19 protein-coding genes are annotated in these 17,960 nt (G+C 63.1%); 6 read left to right on the forward strand and 13 right to left on the reverse strand.

Annotated elements, in window-relative coordinates; all coding sequences use genetic code 11:
• Window positions 1–843, reverse strand: coding sequence for a helix-turn-helix domain-containing protein (locus tag EE36_RS13375; protein WP_005853089.1), 843 nt, complete (start codon window positions 841–843; stop codon window positions 1–3).
• A 195-nt stretch (window positions 844–1,038) separates the two neighbouring features.
• Between EE36_RS13375 and EE36_RS13380 the strand changes: the two genes are divergently transcribed.
• Entirely contained in the window at window positions 1,039–1,842 is an 804-nt protein-coding gene (locus tag EE36_RS13380; RefSeq protein WP_005853094.1) for a thioesterase family protein, read from the forward strand.
• Between the two features lie 76 nt (window positions 1,843–1,918).
• Here the strand turns inward: EE36_RS13380 and bioB are convergent, their stop codons facing one another.
• From bioB to EE36_RS13425, 9 genes are all read right to left on the reverse strand, one after another.
• Window positions 1,919–2,902 (reverse strand): biotin synthase BioB, encoded by a 984-nt coding sequence (gene bioB, locus EE36_RS13385; RefSeq protein ID WP_005853096.1) that lies wholly within the window; start codon window positions 2,900–2,902, stop codon window positions 1,919–1,921.
• Complete coding sequence (locus EE36_RS13390) at window positions 2,899–3,456, reverse strand: biotin transporter BioY (protein WP_005853098.1); 558 nt, start codon at window positions 3,454–3,456, stop codon at window positions 2,899–2,901. Before EE36_RS13390 ends, bioB begins: the two co-directional genes overlap by 4 nt.
• Window positions 3,457–3,539: 83 nt before the next feature.
• Complete coding sequence (locus EE36_RS13395; protein ID WP_083776468.1) at window positions 3,540–4,208, reverse strand: GntR family transcriptional regulator; 669 nt, start codon at window positions 4,206–4,208, stop codon at window positions 3,540–3,542.
• Window positions 4,209–4,253: 45 nt separating this feature from the next.
• A complete protein-coding gene (locus EE36_RS13400) occupies window positions 4,254–5,177 on the reverse strand; it encodes a nickel/cobalt transporter (RefSeq protein WP_005853101.1) in 924 nt (307 codons plus the stop codon).
• Complete coding sequence (locus tag EE36_RS13405; protein WP_005853102.1) at window positions 5,162–5,812, reverse strand: DUF1007 family protein; 651 nt, start codon at window positions 5,810–5,812, stop codon at window positions 5,162–5,164. Before EE36_RS13405 ends, EE36_RS13400 begins: the two co-directional genes overlap by 16 nt.
• A 76-nt stretch (window positions 5,813–5,888) precedes the next feature.
• The gene (locus EE36_RS13410; protein WP_005853104.1) at window positions 5,889–6,623 is read right to left on the reverse strand and encodes an ABC transporter permease; all 735 of its coding nucleotides are present in this window, start codon (window positions 6,621–6,623) and stop codon (window positions 5,889–5,891) included.
• Window positions 6,620–7,555: an ABC transporter ATP-binding protein gene (locus EE36_RS13415; protein ID WP_005853106.1), complete on the reverse strand. Its 936-nt coding sequence runs from the start codon at window positions 7,553–7,555 to the stop codon at window positions 6,620–6,622. Before EE36_RS13415 ends, EE36_RS13410 begins: the two co-directional genes overlap by 4 nt.
• Window positions 7,552–8,724 (reverse strand): ABC transporter permease, encoded by a 1,173-nt coding sequence (locus EE36_RS13420; protein WP_005853108.1) that lies wholly within the window; start codon window positions 8,722–8,724, stop codon window positions 7,552–7,554. The genes EE36_RS13415 and EE36_RS13420 overlap by 4 nt, the downstream gene beginning before the upstream one ends.
• An 11-nt stretch (window positions 8,725–8,735) precedes the next feature.
• Complete coding sequence (locus EE36_RS13425; protein ID WP_005853109.1) at window positions 8,736–9,650, reverse strand: ABC transporter substrate-binding protein; 915 nt, start codon at window positions 9,648–9,650, stop codon at window positions 8,736–8,738.
• A gap of 208 nt (window positions 9,651–9,858) precedes the next feature.
• On the opposite strand from EE36_RS13425, the gene ampC reads away from it, so the two are divergent.
• Window positions 9,859–11,025: a class C beta-lactamase gene (gene ampC, locus EE36_RS13430; RefSeq protein ID WP_005853111.1), complete on the forward strand. Its 1,167-nt coding sequence runs from the start codon at window positions 9,859–9,861 to the stop codon at window positions 11,023–11,025.
• Between the two features lie 33 nt (window positions 11,026–11,058).
• On the opposite strand, the gene EE36_RS13435 is transcribed toward ampC, so the two are convergent.
• Window positions 11,059–12,219 carry an amidohydrolase gene (locus tag EE36_RS13435; RefSeq protein ID WP_005853113.1) on the reverse strand — a complete coding sequence of 387 codons (1,161 nt, stop codon included), beginning with the start codon at window positions 12,217–12,219 and terminating at the stop codon, window positions 11,059–11,061.
• Between the two features lie 123 nt (window positions 12,220–12,342).
• Window positions 12,343–13,317 (reverse strand): transcriptional regulator FtrA, encoded by a 975-nt coding sequence (gene ftrA, locus EE36_RS13440; protein WP_254655585.1) that lies wholly within the window; start codon window positions 13,315–13,317, stop codon window positions 12,343–12,345.
• Window positions 13,318–13,414: 97 nt separating this feature from the next.
• On the opposite strand from ftrA, the gene EE36_RS13445 reads away from it, so the two are divergent.
• A complete protein-coding gene (locus tag EE36_RS13445; protein ID WP_005853116.1) occupies window positions 13,415–13,804 on the forward strand; it encodes a nuclear transport factor 2 family protein in 390 nt (129 codons plus the stop codon).
• Between the two features lie 54 nt (window positions 13,805–13,858).
• Window positions 13,859–14,239 (forward strand): VOC family protein, encoded by a 381-nt coding sequence (locus EE36_RS13450; protein ID WP_005853117.1) that lies wholly within the window; start codon window positions 13,859–13,861, stop codon window positions 14,237–14,239.
• A 60-nt stretch (window positions 14,240–14,299) separates the two neighbouring features.
• Here the strand turns inward: EE36_RS13450 and EE36_RS13455 are convergent, their stop codons facing one another.
• Window positions 14,300–14,845 (reverse strand): YaeQ family protein, encoded by a 546-nt coding sequence (locus EE36_RS13455; protein ID WP_005853118.1) that lies wholly within the window; start codon window positions 14,843–14,845, stop codon window positions 14,300–14,302.
• 323 nt (window positions 14,846–15,168) lie between these two features.
• Between EE36_RS13455 and EE36_RS13460 the strand changes: the two genes are divergently transcribed.
• The gene (locus tag EE36_RS13460) at window positions 15,169–15,639 is read left to right on the forward strand and encodes a (2Fe-2S)-binding protein (protein WP_005853119.1); all 471 of its coding nucleotides are present in this window, start codon (window positions 15,169–15,171) and stop codon (window positions 15,637–15,639) included.
• Window positions 15,632–17,944, forward strand: coding sequence for a xanthine dehydrogenase family protein molybdopterin-binding subunit (locus EE36_RS13465; RefSeq protein WP_005853120.1), 2,313 nt, complete (start codon window positions 15,632–15,634; stop codon window positions 17,942–17,944). Before EE36_RS13460 ends, EE36_RS13465 begins: the two co-directional genes overlap by 8 nt.
• The last annotated feature ends 16 nt before the right edge of the window (window positions 17,945–17,960 follow it).

Here is a 17,960-nt window from a genome sequence, read left to right on the forward strand (position 1 = left end):
TTATCCTGTGGTCACTGGGTCGGCCCCAATGGCATCGACCCGTTTTTGCAAGGCAGCGCGGTCTAGCGCTTCGAAAGGCAGGGCGGTGAAGGCCAGAAGCCGGTTGTGCAGCGCGCCATATGTCTGCTGGAAGGCCAGCCGGCGTTCCGCTTCTGTCCCTTCGGCTTTGACGGGATCGGGCATGCCCCAATGCCCCGACACGGGCTGGCCGGGCCAGGTGGGACATTCCTCGTTTGCGGCGTGGTCACAGACAGTAAAGACGAAATCCATCTGCGGCGCATCGGCGGTCTGGAATTCAGAGATATGTTTGGACCGCAGCGCGTCGATGCTATGGCCCTTGGCTTGCAGCATCTCGACCGCAAGGGGGTTAAGCTCGGACCGGGGCAGGGTGCCCGCGGAATAGGCGGTGAACCGGTCGCCTGCCATGTCACGCAAGATCGTCTCTGCAAAGATGGAACGGGCGGAGTTGCCGGTACATACGAAAAGCACGTTGAATTTTTTCTGGGTCATCATCTGCGTCCTGTTAATGAGGTCAGAGAACGGGGGCGGGCAGAGATCAGCGCGCCCCCGACAACAATCCACGAACAACCCCGATACGACCTCGCCCGCCGCATCAAGGTTGATGGTATACAAGAGCCGCGTCCCGTCGCGCCGCTGCGAGATCAGCCCGACTTGCGTCAGCGCCGACAGATATACCGACGCCGTGCTGGATTTCAGCGCCAGTACCTGCGCGATTTCCCCCGCAGGCAAAGCATCCGGATAGCGCCGCATCAGCAGGCGAAACACGGCCAGCCGCTGCGGGTGGCTCAGGGTGGCGAGTCGGTCTGTGAGTAGTGATTCCATATTTCATGAATATGTGAAGTACAGATTGGGCGTCAACACCTCTCTTCGATCCCGCCAAAGGTTTTTTGCCGCGGGGCCGCATTTCGGGTGACGTGGCGTTTCAGGGGCAGGGTGTCTTGCGCGCCCTTGGCTTTGCGGGCATCGATTGGGAAACAGCGCGCCCGCGCACGGTGACAGACGTATAAAGGACCCGACATGACAGATGTGACCATGGCCGAGGTATTGGCCACAGCAGAGCAGGACGGCACCGCGCCGCGCTATCAGGTGCCAGAGAACTGGGCGCAGGGGCGTACGGCCTTTGGCGGATTTACCGGTGCCTTGCTGGTCAATGCGGCCCGTCGGGACCGCCCCGATCTGCCCGCGCTGCGGTCGGCGCTGATCAACTTTACCGCGCCCGTGTCGCAGCCGCCCACGATCCATGCCGAAGTGCTGCGCGAAGGGCGCAACATCACCACCATTGCCACCCGCGCTGAAATCGACGGTAAGGTCGCGGCAACGGGCACGTTTTCTTTCGGCCATGCGCAGGAAAGCCAGTTGAGCGTGGGCCATACCGCGCCCGCCGCCCCCCAAGGGCCGGACGACACGCCCTCTTACTTCCCGCCCGCGCTGAAACGCCCGCCGGTGCGGTTCTTTGTCAACTTCGAGGTCAAACTGATCGAGGGTAGCCTGCCGTTTTCAGGGTCCGATCGCGGCTATGTCCGGATCTGGGCGCGGCACCGTGATCCGGCGATGTGGGGCACGCTCGAGGGGCTGATCGCGATTGGCGACGTGCTGCCCCCCGCCGCCTTCCCGATGATGACGCGGCCGGGGCCGAATTCATCAATGAACTGGATCATCAACCTGCTGTCCGATCACGCCAATACCCGCGACGGCTGGTATATGATGGAGACACAGCTGACCGCCGGTAACGGCGGCTATAGCTCTCAGGTCATGCGGGTCTGGAATACGGATGGGGATATGGTCGCAGACGGCATGCAGTCGGTGATCATCTTCGCCTGACGCCACGCTGTCGCCCGATAGGATAAGCCCGGCCCGAGGATATCAGGCCGGGCTTTTGCACGTGTAGGGGGCGGATCTACTGCGCCGCGATCTTGGCCGATCTGGACGCGGGCTTGGCCGGTGCCACATGCATGCCGAGCCGTTGCAGAAGGTCGTTGTCTTTCCACGTGGCGGGGTTTTCGGTGGTCAGCAACTGGTTGCCCACAAAGATCGAATTCGCACCCGCCAGAAAGCACAGCGATTGCAGCTCGTCGCTCATCCCCGTGCGCCCTGCGGAGAGGCGCACGACCGAGGCGGGCATCAGGATACGCGCCAAGGCCACCAGCCGGACCAGCGCAAAAGGGTCGACCTTTTCGGATTTTCCCTGCACCGGCACGCCTTTGACCGCGTTCCACAGGTTCACCGGCACGCTGTCTGGGTGGCTGGGCAGCGTGGCGAGGGTGACCAGCATGCTGATCCGGTCCGCCTCTGCCTCGCCCATCCCAAGGATACCGCCGCAGCAGACCTTGATCCCGCCCTTGCGCACATGTTCCACCGTTTCAAGGCGGTCTTCCATCGTGCGGGTCGAGGCGATCTCGGCGTAATACTCGGGCGAGGTATCGATGTTGTGGTTGTAGAAATCGAGCCCGGCATCCTTAAGCTTGGTCACCTGCTCGGGCGACAGCATCCCCAGCGTCATGCAGGTCTCGAGCCCCAGATCGGCCACGCCGCGCACCATATCGGTCAGCTTGTCCATGTCGCGGTCCTTGGGGCTGCGCCATGCAGCCCCCATGCAGAACCGCTGCGCGCCCGCATCCTTGGCACGTTTGGCGGCGGCGATGACTTCCTCCGCGCCCATCAGTTTGGTCGCTTTGACGCCGGTGTCGTAATGCGCCGATTGCGAACAATAACCGCAATCCTCGGGGCAGCCGCCGGTCTTGATGCTCAGCAGGCTGGCGGTTTCGATCGCCGTGGGGTCGAAATGCGCACGGTGCAGCGTTTGCGCCTGATGGATCAGGTCGGGGAAGGGCAGCGCGTGGATCGCTGCCGCTTCGTCGAGGGTCCAGTCCGTGCGGATCATTGATCACGCCCTTTCAACCGCGACAGGCCCGACAGCAGTGTCGCCACCAGCAGCACCTTGACCACATCGCCCAGCAGGAAGGGGGTCAGCCCTGCGGCCAGCAGCTTGGGCGCGGGCACGAACAGCGCCAGCCACGCCAGACCACCGGCATAGACCACGGTCAGGCCTGCCAGCATCGCCAGCACGCGCCCGATCCAGCCGCGCCCCATCGCCAGCCAGCCGGTCAGACCCGCCGCCACAAGATAGCCCAGCAGATAGCCGCCCGTCGGCCCGACCATATAGCTAAGCCCGATGCCCCGTTCAGGCGTGCCCGAAAACACCGGAAGCCCCGCTGCACCGGCCCCAAGATAGGCCGCCATGGCCGCCAGCCCCAGACGCGGGCCAAGGGTGAGGGCGACAAGAAAGACCGATAGCGTGTGCAGGGTCATGGGCACTGGCCAGAACGGGATCTGGACCTTGGCCCCCAGCGTGATCAGCGCGGCACCGGCCAGCGCGAGGCCAAGCCCCTGCGCGAAGGACGGGTTACGGGGTAGGGATGTAATCGCAAGTGCCATCTGGTTTCCTCCGAGTGATAGCTTTCAAGGTCTATCCCAGTAGGACGAAGGACGCGCCTTCTGGCAATTCAGATTATAGATAATTATCTGAAAAACTCGGAAGTGCTTGAATCAGTTTGATTTTTTAGGGTGCGACTGCGCTTGCCGATCCAGCCCACATGGCGCGAGAGTGTCGTGCAGGCCAGATCCACCTGACCTTTACGCAGCGCGTCGAGGATCAGGCGGTGGTCGTGATCGGTGCGGGCTTCCCAATTTGTCCGCCATGCCCGCAGAATGAACCGCGCGCTTGCCGCTTGCAGGTCGTCGATCGACCGCATCAGCCGCGGCATCTGGCAGGGTTCTAGAATTAATCTGTGAAAACAGCGGTTTGCCTCTTCCCATTCATGTACATTCTGGGCGCTGTCGCCTTGCAGGTTGGCCTTATGCGCCTTGGCGAGGATATCGGGCGTCAGGTTGGGGGCGGCGTGCCGCAGGGCGAGCGCTTCGAGGCTTGCGCGCATTTCGGCGACCTCTCGCAGCTCTGCCATATCGAAGAAAGTGACGCGAAATCCGCGCCTTGGAAGGCTTTCTGCAAGTGACTGTGTCTCTAGCAGACGGAAGGCTTCGCGCACGGGCACATGGCTTGCGCCGAATTCCTGCGCGATGTGGTCTTGCCGCAACCGCGCGCCCGGGGCCAACTGCCCCGAGATGATGCGGTCGGCCAATATGCGCGCAATCCGGGCGGAGTGGGTCTCTGATCTAGGTTGGGTCATGGATTATAGATAGTTTTGGCCGCCCCGCTTGTCGAGCGGGTAAACTCAGATCGCCCGCAGCAGCAATCCGCCCGCCAACAGGGCCACACCAAGCCCCGCGGCAAGCTCGATCAGGGCGGCGATCTGAGCTGCACGGGGGGTACTTGCCCACCCGGCAAGAACGCCGCCGTGCAACGCGCCGGCCCCCAGACCCACGGCGATCGTGATGGTCGCCGTGCCAAAGGCCATCGCAAAAGCACCGGCAATCCCGACGCCCGCGATCCCCATCTGAAGCGTGATGATCAACACGAACAACGCCCCCGTGCAGGGCCGCACCGCGATAGATCCGATCAGCAGCAGCGTCTCGCGCAGGGTGGTTGCCTGTCGAACCTGTTCAGCGGTGGGGCCATGCGCATGGCCACAGGTGGCGCAGATACCTTCATGGTCGTGCTGGTGGTGATCGTGGTGATCGTGGTGTTGATCTTGCGGCGTGGGAAGCGTCGCGCGGAAATGGCGCAGGCCCCGCCAGAACAGCCACAGCCCGACACAGGCAATCGCGCCATAGCTGACGGGGGCCATAATCGCCTCTGTCAGCGAGATCATACGCTCGCGCCCCAAGTGCAACAGGCTCACGCCGGTATAGACCAGAGCCACCGCCGTCACGGCCTGACCCAGCGACGACAGCAGCGCGATCACCGACAGGCGCAGCATCGGCACAGCCTTGGCCGCGCCATAGCCGCCGATCAACACCTTGCCGTGACCGGGGCCTGCGGCATGCACCACGCCATAGGCGAAACAGGCGGACAGCAGGGCGGTTACCGCCTCTGGCTGGCCCGCACGCACGGCGCGCAGCGAGAGGGCGATGCTGTTTTGAAACGCGCGTTGATGCGCCGCAGCCCATTGCGCCAGCCGATCAAAGCCGCCGGTCCACCAAAGCGCGGCAAGGGCGATGACCACGCCCAAGGCGATCACGGTCAGGGCGCGGCGCATGTCACATTCACCGTCGGGGCCATTTGCGCGCCGATATCCGGCAGACCCGCGTCGGAAGGATCGGTCTGGGCATCCAGCTGGGCAAGCTGTTGTTGCAGTGCCTCCATCGTGGCGGTGACGTCGGGCATGGCGACGCGGGCGCGACAGGTCGGTGCGCGCGTGGTGTCTATTGCAGTCGTGATATCGTAGGCGGTGTAATAGGTCGCATCATAGGGTTTGATCGTGATCGCTGTCCCCGCGGGAACTGCGGTTTCCAGCGCGCGGGTGTGCATCGTGGTGATCTGTCCGTTATCAAACTGCGTCGCAATCTCGGTCGGGCCGGACAGCGCGATATTGCTCGCCTCGGCGCTGAGGACCAGATCGCCGTTGAACCCGTCGACCCACTGCATGTCAAAGCCGTTCAGCGTCGCAAGCTCCGTTTCCGTGAGCGCCCCGTCGCCGTCGGTATCAAGGCCCATATCCTCGGTCACCAGCAAGGAATAGAGCGCGTCATATTCCCAGGTCACCCGCACATGGGTCAGTTGCCCTTGCGCGTCGGCGACAAGCGATAGCTGCGTGTCGATAAACACATGGGGGTGCGCGGCCAGCGGCGCGGCCCAGAGGGTGAGAACAAAGGGGGCAAGCTGTCGGATCATAGGGGTGTGATACAAGTCTTGGACAGGGGGCGCAATTGAGCGGGCGGCGGATCGGCGCGCTTCCACGCGGCGCGGTTTACCCACCCATGCGACGGCTAAGGTAACGTTCAAGCTGGGCCATCGCATCATAGATAAGCACCGCAAAAAGCCCCACGATCAGCCCGCCTTGCAGCACATAGGCGGTGTTGTTGGTCAGCAGCCCGGCGATGATGACTTCGCCCAGGGTGCGTGCGGCAACGGTGGAGCCGATGGTGGCGGTGCCAAGGGCAATGACGACGGACAGGCGGATGCCGGTCAGGATCACGGGCAGGGCGAGGGGAAGCTCCACCCGCCACAGGCGTTGCCAGCGGTTCAGCCCCATGCCGCGTGCGGCCTCCATCGTGGCGGGGGGCAGGGTCGACAGGGCGGTGATCGCATTCTCGAAGATCGGGAGCAGCCCATAGAGAAACAGCGCCACCAGCGTCGGCCCCGCCCCGAACCCCAAGGCAGGCACAGCAAGCGCCAGCACCGCGACAGGGGGGAAGGTCTGACCGATATTGGTGATCGTGCGTGACAGCGGCAGGAAGGACGCGCCCACAGGACGGGTGACAAAGATCGCCAGCGTCACCGCCACCAGCGTCGCCGCAACAGAGGCAAGGGCCACCAGCCCCAAATGGCTGAGCGAGAGCGACAGCAAAGAGCTGCGTGCGTAAATGACCGGTCCGCCCGCCGGGGCCAGCGGCGCAAAGAGCGGCGCGAACCAATCGGGCCGTAGCACCAGAGCGAGCAACAGCGCCAGCAAACCGGCGCGTAGCAGGTTGCCCGCTGTCATGCGTGCACCTCGGCGCGGGCGCGGATCGCGTCCAGCGTCACGCGGCCGATGATCTTGCCCTTATCGGTGATCGGCACGGCGCTGCGCCCCGTCCACAGGCAGGCCGACAGCGCGTCGCGCAGATTTGCCTCGCGGTGCAGGGGCGCGCCGTTGGCGGGACCGTCCTCCATCACGTCAGCCAGCGGGGTGAGGGAAAGCAGCCGCAGCGGGCGTTCGACATCGCCCACCATATCGGCGACAAAATCGGTCGCGGGGTGGGTGATGATCTCTGCCGGGGTGGCATGTTGCACCAGCTTGCCGCCATCCATCACCGCCACGCGGTCGCCCAGACGAATGGCTTCCTCCATATCATGGGTCACGAGGATAATAGTTGAGCCGAGCGCCTGCTGGATGCGGCGCAGATCCTCTTGCGCGCGGGTACGGATGATCGGGTCGAGCGCGCCAAAGGGTTCATCCATCAGGATCAGATCAGGGCGCGAGGCCAGAGCCCGTGCCACGCCGACCCGTTGTTGTTGCCCGCCCGACAGTTCAGAGGGGTAGCGGTGGCGAAATTCTTGCGGTGCCATCGAGAAGAGATCAAGCAGTTCGTCCACGCGGGCGTCGATCTTGTCACGGGGCCAGCCCAGCAATTGCGGCACCGCGCCGATATTGCGCGCGACCGTGTGATGCGGGAACAGCCCGTGCCCCTGAATGGCATATCCGATCCGCCGCCGCAGGATATGCGGCTTGACGTCGAGCGTTGATTGCCCGTTGATCCGCACCTCTCCCGAGGTGGGCTCTTCCAGCCGGTTGATCAGCCGCAAAAGCGTTGTCTTGCCCGAACCGGATGTGCCCACAATAACGGTGATCGTGCCGGTATCAATGGTCATCGACACGCCATCGACGGCGCGGGCGCTGTCGTAGATTTTGGTGATATTGTCGATCTCTATCATGGGGTCTCCTTGGGGAGGCGGCGGGTCAGGTCGACCAGAATATCCATCACGATGGCCGCCGTCAGGGCCAGCGCGACCGTGGGCAGCGCGCCCAGCAGGATCAGGTCTGTCGCGGTCTGGTTCAGCCCCTGGAACACGAATGTGCCAAAGCCGCCGCCGCCGATCAGCCCCGCGATGACCGCCAGCCCGATGTTCTGGACCAGCACGATGCGCAGGCCGGTGAGGATCACGGGGAGGCCGATGGGCAGTTCCACGCGCCACAGGCGTTGCGCCGCTGTCATGCCTATTCCGCGCGCGGCGTTCAGGGCTTGCGGCGGCGTGGCGGCCAGACCGGCCACGGTGTTTCCCACGACGGGCAGCAGCGAATAGAGCACCAGTGCGACAAAGGCCGGTGCGAATCCGATGCCCGCGATGCCAATGCTGCGCGCACCGGGCACGGTGGCACCGACCCAGCCCAGCAGGGGGATCATCAGCCCGAACATGGCGAGCGAGGGGATGGTTTGCAAAAAGCTCAGCACCGGCAGGATCGCGCTGCGCAGCGCGGGTTTGTGGTGGCTCAGAACGCCGATGGGAAAGCCGATTAGCCCCGCCATGCCAAGCGACCCGAAGGCCAGCCACAGGTGACGCGTCGCTTCGGACGCGAAGGCGTCACGGCGCGCGGCAAATTCCTGCATCACCGACAGCGGTGCCAGCGCACCAGAGCCGAGCACGACGGACAGGGCCCCCAACACCGCTGTCAGCAATAGTGCGCGCTGAAAGGGCCCCGGTTTCATCGCGGTGATTGCATCGGCCATGAGCAGGGCAAAGATCACCAGCAAGCACCAGAACCCCGCCGCCGGAGAGACCCTTGCGTAATCGCCCGCGCCCTCCAGCAGCGCTGGCGCGCCCTGGACGAGAAGCCACAGCAACCCCGCCAGCCCCACAAGCGGCCCCGCCAGACGCAGTCCCACGTGTCTTGCAGGCAGGCCCAACGCCAGCCCCGCCACGATCGCTGCCAATCCGGGGATCATCTGCGATACGGGGACCACCACCCAGATCGGCACCGCGTCCCCCGCCACGATACGGTTTGCGGCCAGCGTCATAAAGGGGGCCAGCATCGCTGCGGCCCCCAGAACGGCAAATAGAACCCCCGGCGCGGATAGCCGCGCCCGAGAGGTCTGCAAGGACATCGTGCCCCGGATCAGTCCAGCACCCCGGCTTGGGTGAGGTAATCACGGGCCACGGCCTCTGCCGGTTCACCGCCAACCTGAATCCGCCCGTTGAGCTTTTGCAGCGTCGCCATGTCCAACCCCTCGAAAATGGGGTTCAGCACCTCGGGGATCGACGGGTATTCGGCCAGCACTTCGGCGCGGACGATAGGGGCGGGCTCGTAGACGGGCTGCACGCCCTTGTCATCCTCCATCACCACCAGACCTGTGGCACCGACACCGCCGTCGGTGCCATAGACCATCGCGGCGTTCACACCCGATGTGCCCCGTGCGGCGGCCTGGATCGTGGCCGCTGTATCGCCGCCGGACAGGATCACCGTCTGGTCCGCGTTCAGTTCAAACCCGTAGGTATCCTGCATCGCGGGCAGCACCGCGGGGGAGGACACAAACTCGGTCGAGGCCGCGAGCTTGACCGTGCCACCCTGCGCGACCCATGCGCCGAAATCGGACATGGTGGTCAGGTTGTTGTCTTGCGCCACGGGGCCGGTCACCGCGATAGCCCATGTGTTATTGGCAGGGGCCGAGGTCAGCCATGTGACATCGTTTTGCGTGGAGTCGAGCTCGGCCGCGCGGGCGTGTGCGGCTTCGGCGTCTTTCCACACGTCGCTGTCTGCTTCGTTAAAGAAGAAGGCCGCGTTGCCGGTGTATTCGGGGTAAATGTCGATCTGACCGGACAGCAGCGCCTCGCGGACAACCCGCGTGCCGCCCAGTTGCAGGCGGCGTTCGACAGGCAGGCCCGCGTCCTCTAGCGCAAGGGCGATGACATTGCCCAACAGCCCGCCTTCGGTGTCGATCTTGGACGATACGGTGATGTCGGCGGCCGCGGCCGAGGCCAGTGCCGCGGTAAGGGTCGCGGCGGATACGGTGATACGAAGGGAATTTTTCATGAGATGCAGGCTCCTTGGCGTAAAAAGTGACTGGTTTGCACAACTTGAGGATCAAGGTAGCGGGCCAAGCCGGGAAGCCAAGGGAAATTACTGCGAAAGCGGCAAGCGGCGGGGCGCGCACCGGTCCGTCCGCGCATTTTCGCATTTGTGCATCGAAGGCGTGCCGCTTAATGACGTCGGCAACACCCATGAATAGGTCGAAGCAGATATGAAATTCCCCAACCTCGCACTGGCAGTCGTGCTGTCGGTCCCCTTTGCTCTTCCCGCGTCGCTGTTCGCACAAAGCGCCACAAGCGAGCAGATTGTCGATATCGCAGATGCCAGCTTTGCACCGGTAATCGAGCAGTATCGAATCCCCGGATTGGTCGTGGGCATCACCTGGCAGGGGCAGCATAGCTTCTATGCGACGGGTGTGGCGGCGCGCAAAGGCAATGTCGCGGCGACGCCGGATACGATCTTTGAGCTCGGGTCGATCAGCAAGATTTTCACCGCGACGTTGGCCGCATTGGCTGAAGACCGCGGTATGCTTGATCTGGATGCGCCTGTGTCGGACAGCATACCGCAGCTTGAGGGGGCCGCTTTCGGCGCGATAAGGCTGGTTGATCTGTCCACCCATGTCACCGGTGGCTTGCCGCTTCAGGTTCCCGGCGAGGTGGGCAATGTGGCCGAGCTGATCCGCTGGCTAGAGAGCTGGCAACCGCCGCAACCGGGGACACGCAGCTATTCCAACGTCAGCATCGGCTTGCTGGGGCATATCACGGCACAGACCATGGGTATGTCCTTTGCCCAAGCGGCTCAGGATGTGCTGTTTCCCGCGATGGGGCTTGGCAGCACCTATGTCGACGTGCCGGATGACGCGATGGATCGCTATGCCTTTGGCTATGACCGCAAGACGGATGCGCCCATTCGCGTTAACCCCGGCGTGTTGGCAGATGAAGCCTATGGGGTGAAATCGACCGCCCGTGATATGCTGCGCCTGCTGGATCTGGAGCTGGGCCGCGGCGGGGCAAATCCCGCGCTGACCGCAGCGCTTGAACGCACACGGCAGGGGCAGGCAGAGACGGCCTATTACACCCAAGACATGATATGGGAGCAGTACCCTTGGCCTGTCGATGTCGCCAGGATGGAGGCGGGCAACGGTTATGACTTTATCCTGTCGCCCCAGCCCGCGACCCGTCTGACCCCACCGTTGCCGCCGCAGCGCGATGTGATCCTGAACAAGACCGGCGCGACCAACGGGTTCGGCGGGTATGTCGCGCTGCTACCGGGGCAAGACCTTGGGATCGTTGTGCTTGCCAACCGCAACTACCCGAACGAGGCGCGGGTCCGTGCGACCCATGCGCTGATCACCGATTTGCTGGCGACGCAGGACTAGCGGGCTTGGGCGGCGCGTTCAGGAGGGGGCGGGTTACGCCGTCCCCAGAAGATCTCGGGCGATGCGGTCAAAGATCCCGCTGCCGATGGGGATAAGGTCATCGGGGAAGTCATAGTCGGGGTTGTGCAAGGCCGCGTGATCCTCCCCCGGTCCGAGACACAGCATTGCGGCTTTGGCCCCCCAGCCGAATACGCCGAAATCCTCGGAGGCGCGCATGGGTACGTTTTCCTCGCCAAAAGGCACGCCGATCCCCTCCATCGCTTTGGTCGCTACGGCATAGGCGTCTGCGTCATTGATCGAAGCGGCGAAATGGTCATGCACCTCGAAAGAGACGCCAAGACCGTAGTCAGCTGCAATCGTTGATGCGAGATCGCGCGCGGCGGCCTCAAGGTTTTCCAGCCCCGCATCGCCGGCGGTGCGCAGAGTGGCAAACACCTCTGCTGCACCCGGCGCGATGCCGAAAGTCGGCTCTCCTATAGTGACGTGGGTGACGGTGACCAGCCGGAAGTCGTCGTTGCGCGGGCCGCCGTCGCCGTGGCCCAGATCATCCAGCGCGGGGATAAGCCGTGCCACCGCGAGCGCGGGCGATACCCCGTCTTGCGGGTCGGCGGCATGGGCGGTTTTCCCGCTGAGCTTGACCTTGAGCCCCATCGACGCGCAGTTGATCAGCCCCACGCGGGTGGAGACAAAGCCGAACGGACTGCCCGGTTCATTGTGGATCGCAAAGGCCCAATCCGGTTTGATCGCGTCGAATGCGGGATCGCTGACCACCGCTTTGGCCCCGCTGCCGTCCTCTTCCGCGGGTTGGAACATCAGCACCACGCGCCCCGTGGCAACCGGTTTGCGCGCGATCATGCGCCCCAAAGCCAGCAGCATCGTCATATGACCATCATGGCCGCACACGTGGCTTTTGCCCGCGACCTCGGACAGCCAGTCGATATCGCTGTTGCGTTCTTCTATCGGCAGGGCGTCAAGCTCGGCGCGGAACAGGACCGTCGGCCCAGCCGTGCCGCTGTCGAACACCGCCGCGACGCCATGCCCCCCAAGACCTGTCAGGATGCGGGTGGGCGACAGGGGCTTTAGCGCACTAACGATGGTCTTTGCGGTCTCTACCTCTTCGCCAGAGACTTCGGGATGGCGATGCAGCGCGCGGCGAAATTCGGTCAGTTCCACAAGATCACTATTGGTCAACATAAAACGCGACACCTTCTGCTTCGGGGTTTTTGGTATGTTACGTCAAAGCCCTAGCAAACGCGACGGGTGCCGGGTAGCCGCGTTTGTGCGGACGGTGCGGGAAACCGAGCGTAGGGTTCCGGGCTAGGCGGCAGCCCCGAACCTTTCGCGATACCGGATCGGAGGAACGCCCATCAGTTTGCGGAAATCGCGGCGAAAACTCTCGGCCGAGCCGAAGCCGCAGACCTCTGATATATCGGCCAGCGGGATGGCGCTATTTTCCAGCAGTTCAGCGGCGCGGGATACCCGTTCAAGCTTGAGCCAGTTGAGGGGGGTGTCGCCTGTCTCTTCGCGGAACCGGCGGGCCAGCGTGCGTCCGCTGGTCGCGGCGGTTTGTGCCATACGCGCCATCGGCCAGTCCTCGTCAAGTGTGGCGCGGATCATATCCTGCAGCGTCGCAAGACCCGACCCCATCCGCGCCTTGGGCTCGGGGCGGGGCACGAACTGACGCTGCCCGCCATCGCGTTGTGCGGGAAGGACAAGCCGGCGGGCGACAGACGCAGCGACCTGCGCGCCGTGATCCTGCCGAATGATATGCAGCCCCAGATCCAGCCCCGCCGCCGATCCGGCGGAGGTGAAAACCCTGTCGTCTTCCACGAATAGCACATCAGGGTCCACGGATATGTCAGGGTAGCGCGCGGCCAGCTTATCGGTGTAGCGCCAATGGGTTGTGGCGCTTTTGCCTGTCAGCAGCCCCGCCGCGGCCAAGACAAAGACACCTGAACAGATCGACGCGATCCGCGCGCCTTGGGCATAGGCGTCTTGCAAGGCGGCGCATAGCGCGGGCGGGACAGGGGCATCGGCACCGCGCCAGCCGGGCACGATGATGAGGCTGGCTTGCCGCAGCAGATCAAGATCGTCGTGCGCCTCGATCGTGATGCCGCCTGTGGCGCGGATCGGACCGGGTTCGGCCTTAACGGTGGCATAGCGGTACCAATCCGCGAACTCGGGTCGGGGCAGGGCAAAAAGCTCTACCGCGATGCCGAATTCGAAGGTGCACAGCCCGTCATAGGCAAGCGCACAGACCAAGGGGGCGTTTCGGGGCGCGATTTGGGACATTTTGGCAGAATCCGACCGAAGGTTGTCAATATAGCCAGTATCGCGTGTTTCGCAGAAATGGCAATCTTGGATCAGCAACACATACCGGAGGTTTGACATGACCCTGCACCCTGACCTGCTGAGCGCGATAGAGACCTATTTTGACGCGATACACGAGTGTGACACCGACAAGCTGAATGCCGTGTTCCACCCGAGCTCAAGCCTGTTTGACGGTGACAATGGGGCGGTCTTTGTAGAGCCGATCGACAGTTTCAGCCGCGATGTCGGGGCCCGCGTCTCTCCTGCCAGCATCGGGCAACCGCGCGAGGCCGAGGTATTGATGATCGACATGCTGTCGCCGCTGAGTGCAACGGTGAAAATCCGCATCCGCGCCCATGACAATGTCTTCGTCGATCACCTTGGTTTCGTGAAGGGCGCGCAGGGCTGGCAGATTGTATCGAAGATCTGGCATCTTGAGCGGCGCATTGATGCGTCCAGTGCGGTCTGACCGGCGGGGCAATTCGATTTTACGACAAAACCAAACATTTGAAAGGGATAGGAAATGACCAAGATGAATGCCGTAGGATGGTTCGATATCTATGTGGACGACCTTGATCGGGCGGTCGGGTTCTACGAAGCCATGCTCGACACCAAGCTGGAGCCGATGCCAGACCCGAGCGGTGAGATGCAGATGATGAGCTTCCCGACCGAGATGACAGCCTATGGCGCGGGGGGCGCGCTGACCAAAGCGCCTTACGCGGGGCCAGGGGTTGGGGGCACGATTGTCTATTTCATGGTCGAGGATTGCGCCACCCAAGAGAAACGCGCGACCAGCGCCGGCGGCAGCGTCGCGCAGCCGAAAACATCCATCGGTGAGTTTGGCTGGATCCTCGTGTGTCAGGATACCGAGGGCAATATGGTCGGCTTCCACTCCATGCAATAGCGGCACAAGTTTCGCTTACATGCGCGCTGGCGAGGGGTCACCCCCGACGCCAGTAGCGCGTCAGCCCGCTTCTTTCCACGTCTGGGGCGTCAGGTAGACGACGCTGTCATCGACGCTGACCATCACGTCACCGTCCTGAATATGCACGCCAAGCTTCATCGCGCGGCTGGCCAGCTTTGCCAGCGCCGCGGTGTCATGCTCTGCCAGATTGACGACCTCGAGCTTGTCGAAACGGGCGGTGCTGCTGCGGACCTTGTCCCACCAGACCTCTGCGGTTTTGCCGCCATAAGAATAGATCACGACCCGCGCGGATTTGTTGCAGGACTGCCGGATGATCTTTTCACTTGGCAGGCCGAGAGCCACCCAAACGTCGATCTCGTCGCTCAGGCTTTTTTGCCAGATATCGGGTTCATCATCGGTCGACAGGCCCTTTGTCATCTCAAGGTGCTCATGCGCGTTCAGGGCAAAGGCCAGCAGACGGACCATCAGACGTTCATCAGTTTCCGACGGGTGTTTGGCCACGGTCAGCTTGTGCGTCTCGTAGTAGTGGCGATCCATGTCCGAGACCGAAAGCTCGACTTTGTAGATCAGAGAATTTTGCGCCATGACGTTGCCGGACCCTTGATGACCGGACTGTCCTATACAGTCTGGTGATGGGGGGCAGTACCTGCCAGTGACTGGATAAACAAGGCGAGACTGCGCTGTGGAAAATCATGCGTGTGTGAGGGGTGGCGAAATATTCTTTCGCCAAGCGTGCTTTCCGTGTAAGATCATCAAACGCGTATCGCGCACGGACGTCTGACAATCCCGTGATCATCTTGGTCCAGACCTGTCAAAGGGTGCCATGAAACCTATGTTGACCAGTTCGAAACCACGCTGTTATACGCGCCCTCCGCCCTAGGCAAAAATTACCCAAGGACAACGACTTAATGATTGAATTCGAATTGAACGGACGGCAGGTCTCTGTCGACGCAGAGCCGGATACGCCCCTGTTGTGGGCGATCCGTGACGAGATCGGGCTGACCGGCACCAAGTTCGGCTGTGGCATCGGCGCCTGTGGCGCATGTACCGTGCATATCGACGGGACGGCCACACGGTCCTGCATCACCTATCTTTCGGATGTCGAAGGGATGAAGGTCACCACCATCGAAGGGCTGGACGAAAACGGCAACCACCCTGTGCAAGAAGCGTGGCGGAACCTGCGCGTGCCCCAGTGTGGCTATTGCCAGTCGGGTCAGATCATGCAGGCAGCGTCGCTGCTGAAAGACACGCCCAACCCCAGCGATGACGACATCGACGCGGTGATGACCGGCAACCTGTGCCGCTGCATGACCTATCCCCGAATCCGTCAAGCCGTGCGCGACGCCGCCACCGCTATGGGAGGCTCCGACAATGGCTAATTTGATTTCCCGCCTCACAGGCGCACAGACGCAACCCCAGATGACCCGCCGTGGGTTCCTTGTCTCCATGACGGCCGTTGGCGTTGCATTCGGCTTCCCGCAGGCGTCGAACGCCGCGATGAACCCTGCGGTGCCGGATGGCACGCCGGTCACGCCCAATGGCGACACGTTCGAGCCGTCGATGTGGTACTGGATCGACGCCGAGGGTCAGGTCAACGTCAACATCATCCGCGCCGAGATGGGCCAACACGTGGGCACCGCCATCGCGCGTATTCTGGCGGACGAGCTGGAAGTCGCATGGGAAAACGTACACATCACCCATGTCGATACGGCCGAGAAATGGGGTCTGATGGTCACCGGCGGCAGCTGGTCGATCTGGCAAAGCTGGCCCGTCTACCGTCAAGCAGGGGCCGCTGGCCGGACCGCCTTGATCGAAGCCGCAGCGGCAAAGTGGGGTGTTGATGCCTCGGGTCTGACCGCACGCGACGGTGCGGTGACCGATGGCACGCAAACCATCAGCTATGGTGATCTGGTGGCCGAGGGGCTTGACCGCAGCTTCACCGAGGAAGAGCTGGCAGCCCTGCCGCTGAAACCTCACGCTGACCTGCGCCTTGTGGGCCAGGACGTGCATCCGCTTGATCTGGATACGAAAACCACGGGTCAGGCGATCTATGGTCTGGACGCCAAGGTCGACGGGATGGTGTACGGCGTGCCGATGCTGCCGCCGACGCGCTATGGCTCCAAGGTGAATGCCGTGGACGATAGCGGTGCCAAGGACATCAAGGGCTACCTCGAAACCGTGGTGATCGAAGACCCGTCGGGCACTGTGCCGGGTTGGGTTGTGGTGCTGGGCAAAACGCTGCACGCCGCGCGCACGGCGACCTACGAGATCAGCGTCGACTGGACCTCGGGCGAGACGGCGAATGTCTCGGAAGAGGATATCCAGGCGCGCTCGCGCGAGCTGATCCAGGGCGAGGAAGGGTCGATCCTGCACACAGAGCAGCCCGACACGACCGCTGCCTTTGATGGCGCCGCAGATATGCTCGAAGCCGAATACACCACGCAATCCGTGCTGCACTTCCAGATGGAGCCGGTGAACGCCACCGTTTTCCAGAACGCCGATGGTGTTTGGGAAACTCACGCGGGCAACCAGTGGCAATCGCTGATCCTGCCCACGCTGGCCGCCGCTTTGGAAGTGCCCGCCGATAAGATCGTGATGCGCAGCTATATGCTGGGTGGGGGCTTTGGCCGTCGCCTGAACGGTGACTATATCGTGCCCGCAGCGCTCGCCTCGAAAGCGGTTGGCAAGCCGGTCAAGCTGGTGTTCTCGCGCGAGGAAGACGCGCAGTTCGACAGCATCCGGTCGCCGTCCGTGCAAAAACTGCGCATGGCGTTCGACGATGCCAAATCGGTCACGGGTATGGAACACCACGCCGCAGCCGGTTGGCCGACGCAGGTGATGGCACCGGGTTTCATGCCCAAAGGTGTTAACGAAGAACCCTATGACCCCTTTGCCATCGACGGTGCCGATCACTGGTACACGGTGGGTGCGCATCAGGTGCGGGCGATCTCGAACGATCTGGCGAATGCGACCTTCCGTCCCGGCTGGCTGCGGTCTGTCGGACCGGGCTGGACCAACTTCGCGGTAGAAAGCTTCATGGATGAAGCGGCGCATAAAGTCGGTGCCGATCCGCTGCAGTTCCGTCTGGATCACCTGAAGGCCGAAGGCATCAACGCGGGCTCTGCGCCTAACGCGGTTGGTGGGGCATCGCGTCAGGCCGCTGTTTTGCAGCGCGTGGCAGAGATGTCGGGCTATGGCAGTGCAGAGCTGCCAGAGGGCACCGCAATCGGTATTGCCACCACCTATGGCCAGTCGCGCAGCATGCCGACCTGGACAGCGGCGGCGGTCAAGCTGGCGGTTGATCCTGAAACGGGCGAGGTCGATGTCCAGAAGATGTGGCTGGCGTTTGACTGCGGTACCGTGGTGGACCCCGACGGGGCGCGCGCACAATGCGAAGGTGCGGCCCTTTGGGGGCTGTCGATGGCGCTGCATGAAGGTACAAGGATCGAGAACGGCAACGTCATCGACCTGAACCTCGGGGCCTATACGCCACTGCGTCTGGCCGATGTGCCCGAGCTTGAAATCGACTTTGTCGAAAGCACCGAAGTACCCGTTGGTCTGGGCGAACCCGGCACCACCGTGATCGCACCCGCGATTGCCAACGCGATCTTCAACGCGACGGGCGCGCGCGTGCGTCACCTGCCGATCACCGGCGATGCTGTGCTTGCCGCGATGAAGTCCTAAAAACTGATCGGGCGGG

This window comes from Sulfitobacter sp. EE-36 (assembly GCF_000152605.1).
Taxonomy (GTDB): Bacteria; Pseudomonadota; Alphaproteobacteria; order Rhodobacterales; family Rhodobacteraceae; genus Sulfitobacter; species Sulfitobacter pontiacus.

Bases quoted from the DNA above. Each gene is read 5' to 3' on its own strand.
- EE36_RS13375 (WP_005853089.1), bottom strand. From the start codon at position 843: ATGGAATCACTACTCACAGACCGACTCGCCACCCTGAGCCACCCGCAG.
- EE36_RS13380 (WP_005853094.1), top strand. From the start codon at position 1,039: ATGACAGATGTGACCATGGCCGAGGTATTGGCCACAGCAGAGCAGGAC.
- bioB (WP_005853096.1), bottom strand. From the start codon at position 2,902: ATGATCCGCACGGACTGGACCCTCGACGAAGCGGCAGCGATCCACGCG.
- EE36_RS13390 (WP_005853098.1), bottom strand. From the start codon at position 3,456: ATGGCACTTGCGATTACATCCCTACCCCGTAACCCGTCCTTCGCGCAG.
- EE36_RS13395 (WP_083776468.1), bottom strand. From the start codon at position 4,208: ATGACCCAACCTAGATCAGAGACCCACTCCGCCCGGATTGCGCGCATA.
- EE36_RS13400 (WP_005853101.1), bottom strand. From the start codon at position 5,177: ATGCGCCGCGCCCTGACCGTGATCGCCTTGGGCGTGGTCATCGCCCTT.
- EE36_RS13405 (WP_005853102.1), bottom strand. From the start codon at position 5,812: ATGATCCGACAGCTTGCCCCCTTTGTTCTCACCCTCTGGGCCGCGCCG.
- EE36_RS13410 (WP_005853104.1), bottom strand. From the start codon at position 6,623: ATGACAGCGGGCAACCTGCTACGCGCCGGTTTGCTGGCGCTGTTGCTC.
- EE36_RS13415 (WP_005853106.1), bottom strand. From the start codon at position 7,555: ATGATAGAGATCGACAATATCACCAAAATCTACGACAGCGCCCGCGCC.
- EE36_RS13420 (WP_005853108.1), bottom strand. From the start codon at position 8,724: ATGTCCTTGCAGACCTCTCGGGCGCGGCTATCCGCGCCGGGGGTTCTA.
- EE36_RS13425 (WP_005853109.1), bottom strand. From the start codon at position 9,650: ATGAAAAATTCCCTTCGTATCACCGTATCCGCCGCGACCCTTACCGCG.
- ampC (WP_005853111.1), top strand. From the start codon at position 9,859: ATGAAATTCCCCAACCTCGCACTGGCAGTCGTGCTGTCGGTCCCCTTT.
- EE36_RS13435 (WP_005853113.1), bottom strand. From the start codon at position 12,219: ATGTTGACCAATAGTGATCTTGTGGAACTGACCGAATTTCGCCGCGCG.
- ftrA (WP_254655585.1), bottom strand. From the start codon at position 13,317: ATGTCCCAAATCGCGCCCCGAAACGCCCCCTTGGTCTGTGCGCTTGCC.
- EE36_RS13445 (WP_005853116.1), top strand. From the start codon at position 13,415: ATGACCCTGCACCCTGACCTGCTGAGCGCGATAGAGACCTATTTTGAC.
- EE36_RS13450 (WP_005853117.1), top strand. From the start codon at position 13,859: ATGACCAAGATGAATGCCGTAGGATGGTTCGATATCTATGTGGACGAC.
- EE36_RS13455 (WP_005853118.1), bottom strand. From the start codon at position 14,845: ATGGCGCAAAATTCTCTGATCTACAAAGTCGAGCTTTCGGTCTCGGAC.
- EE36_RS13460 (WP_005853119.1), top strand. From the start codon at position 15,169: ATGATTGAATTCGAATTGAACGGACGGCAGGTCTCTGTCGACGCAGAG.
- EE36_RS13465 (WP_005853120.1), top strand. From the start codon at position 15,632: ATGGCTAATTTGATTTCCCGCCTCACAGGCGCACAGACGCAACCCCAG.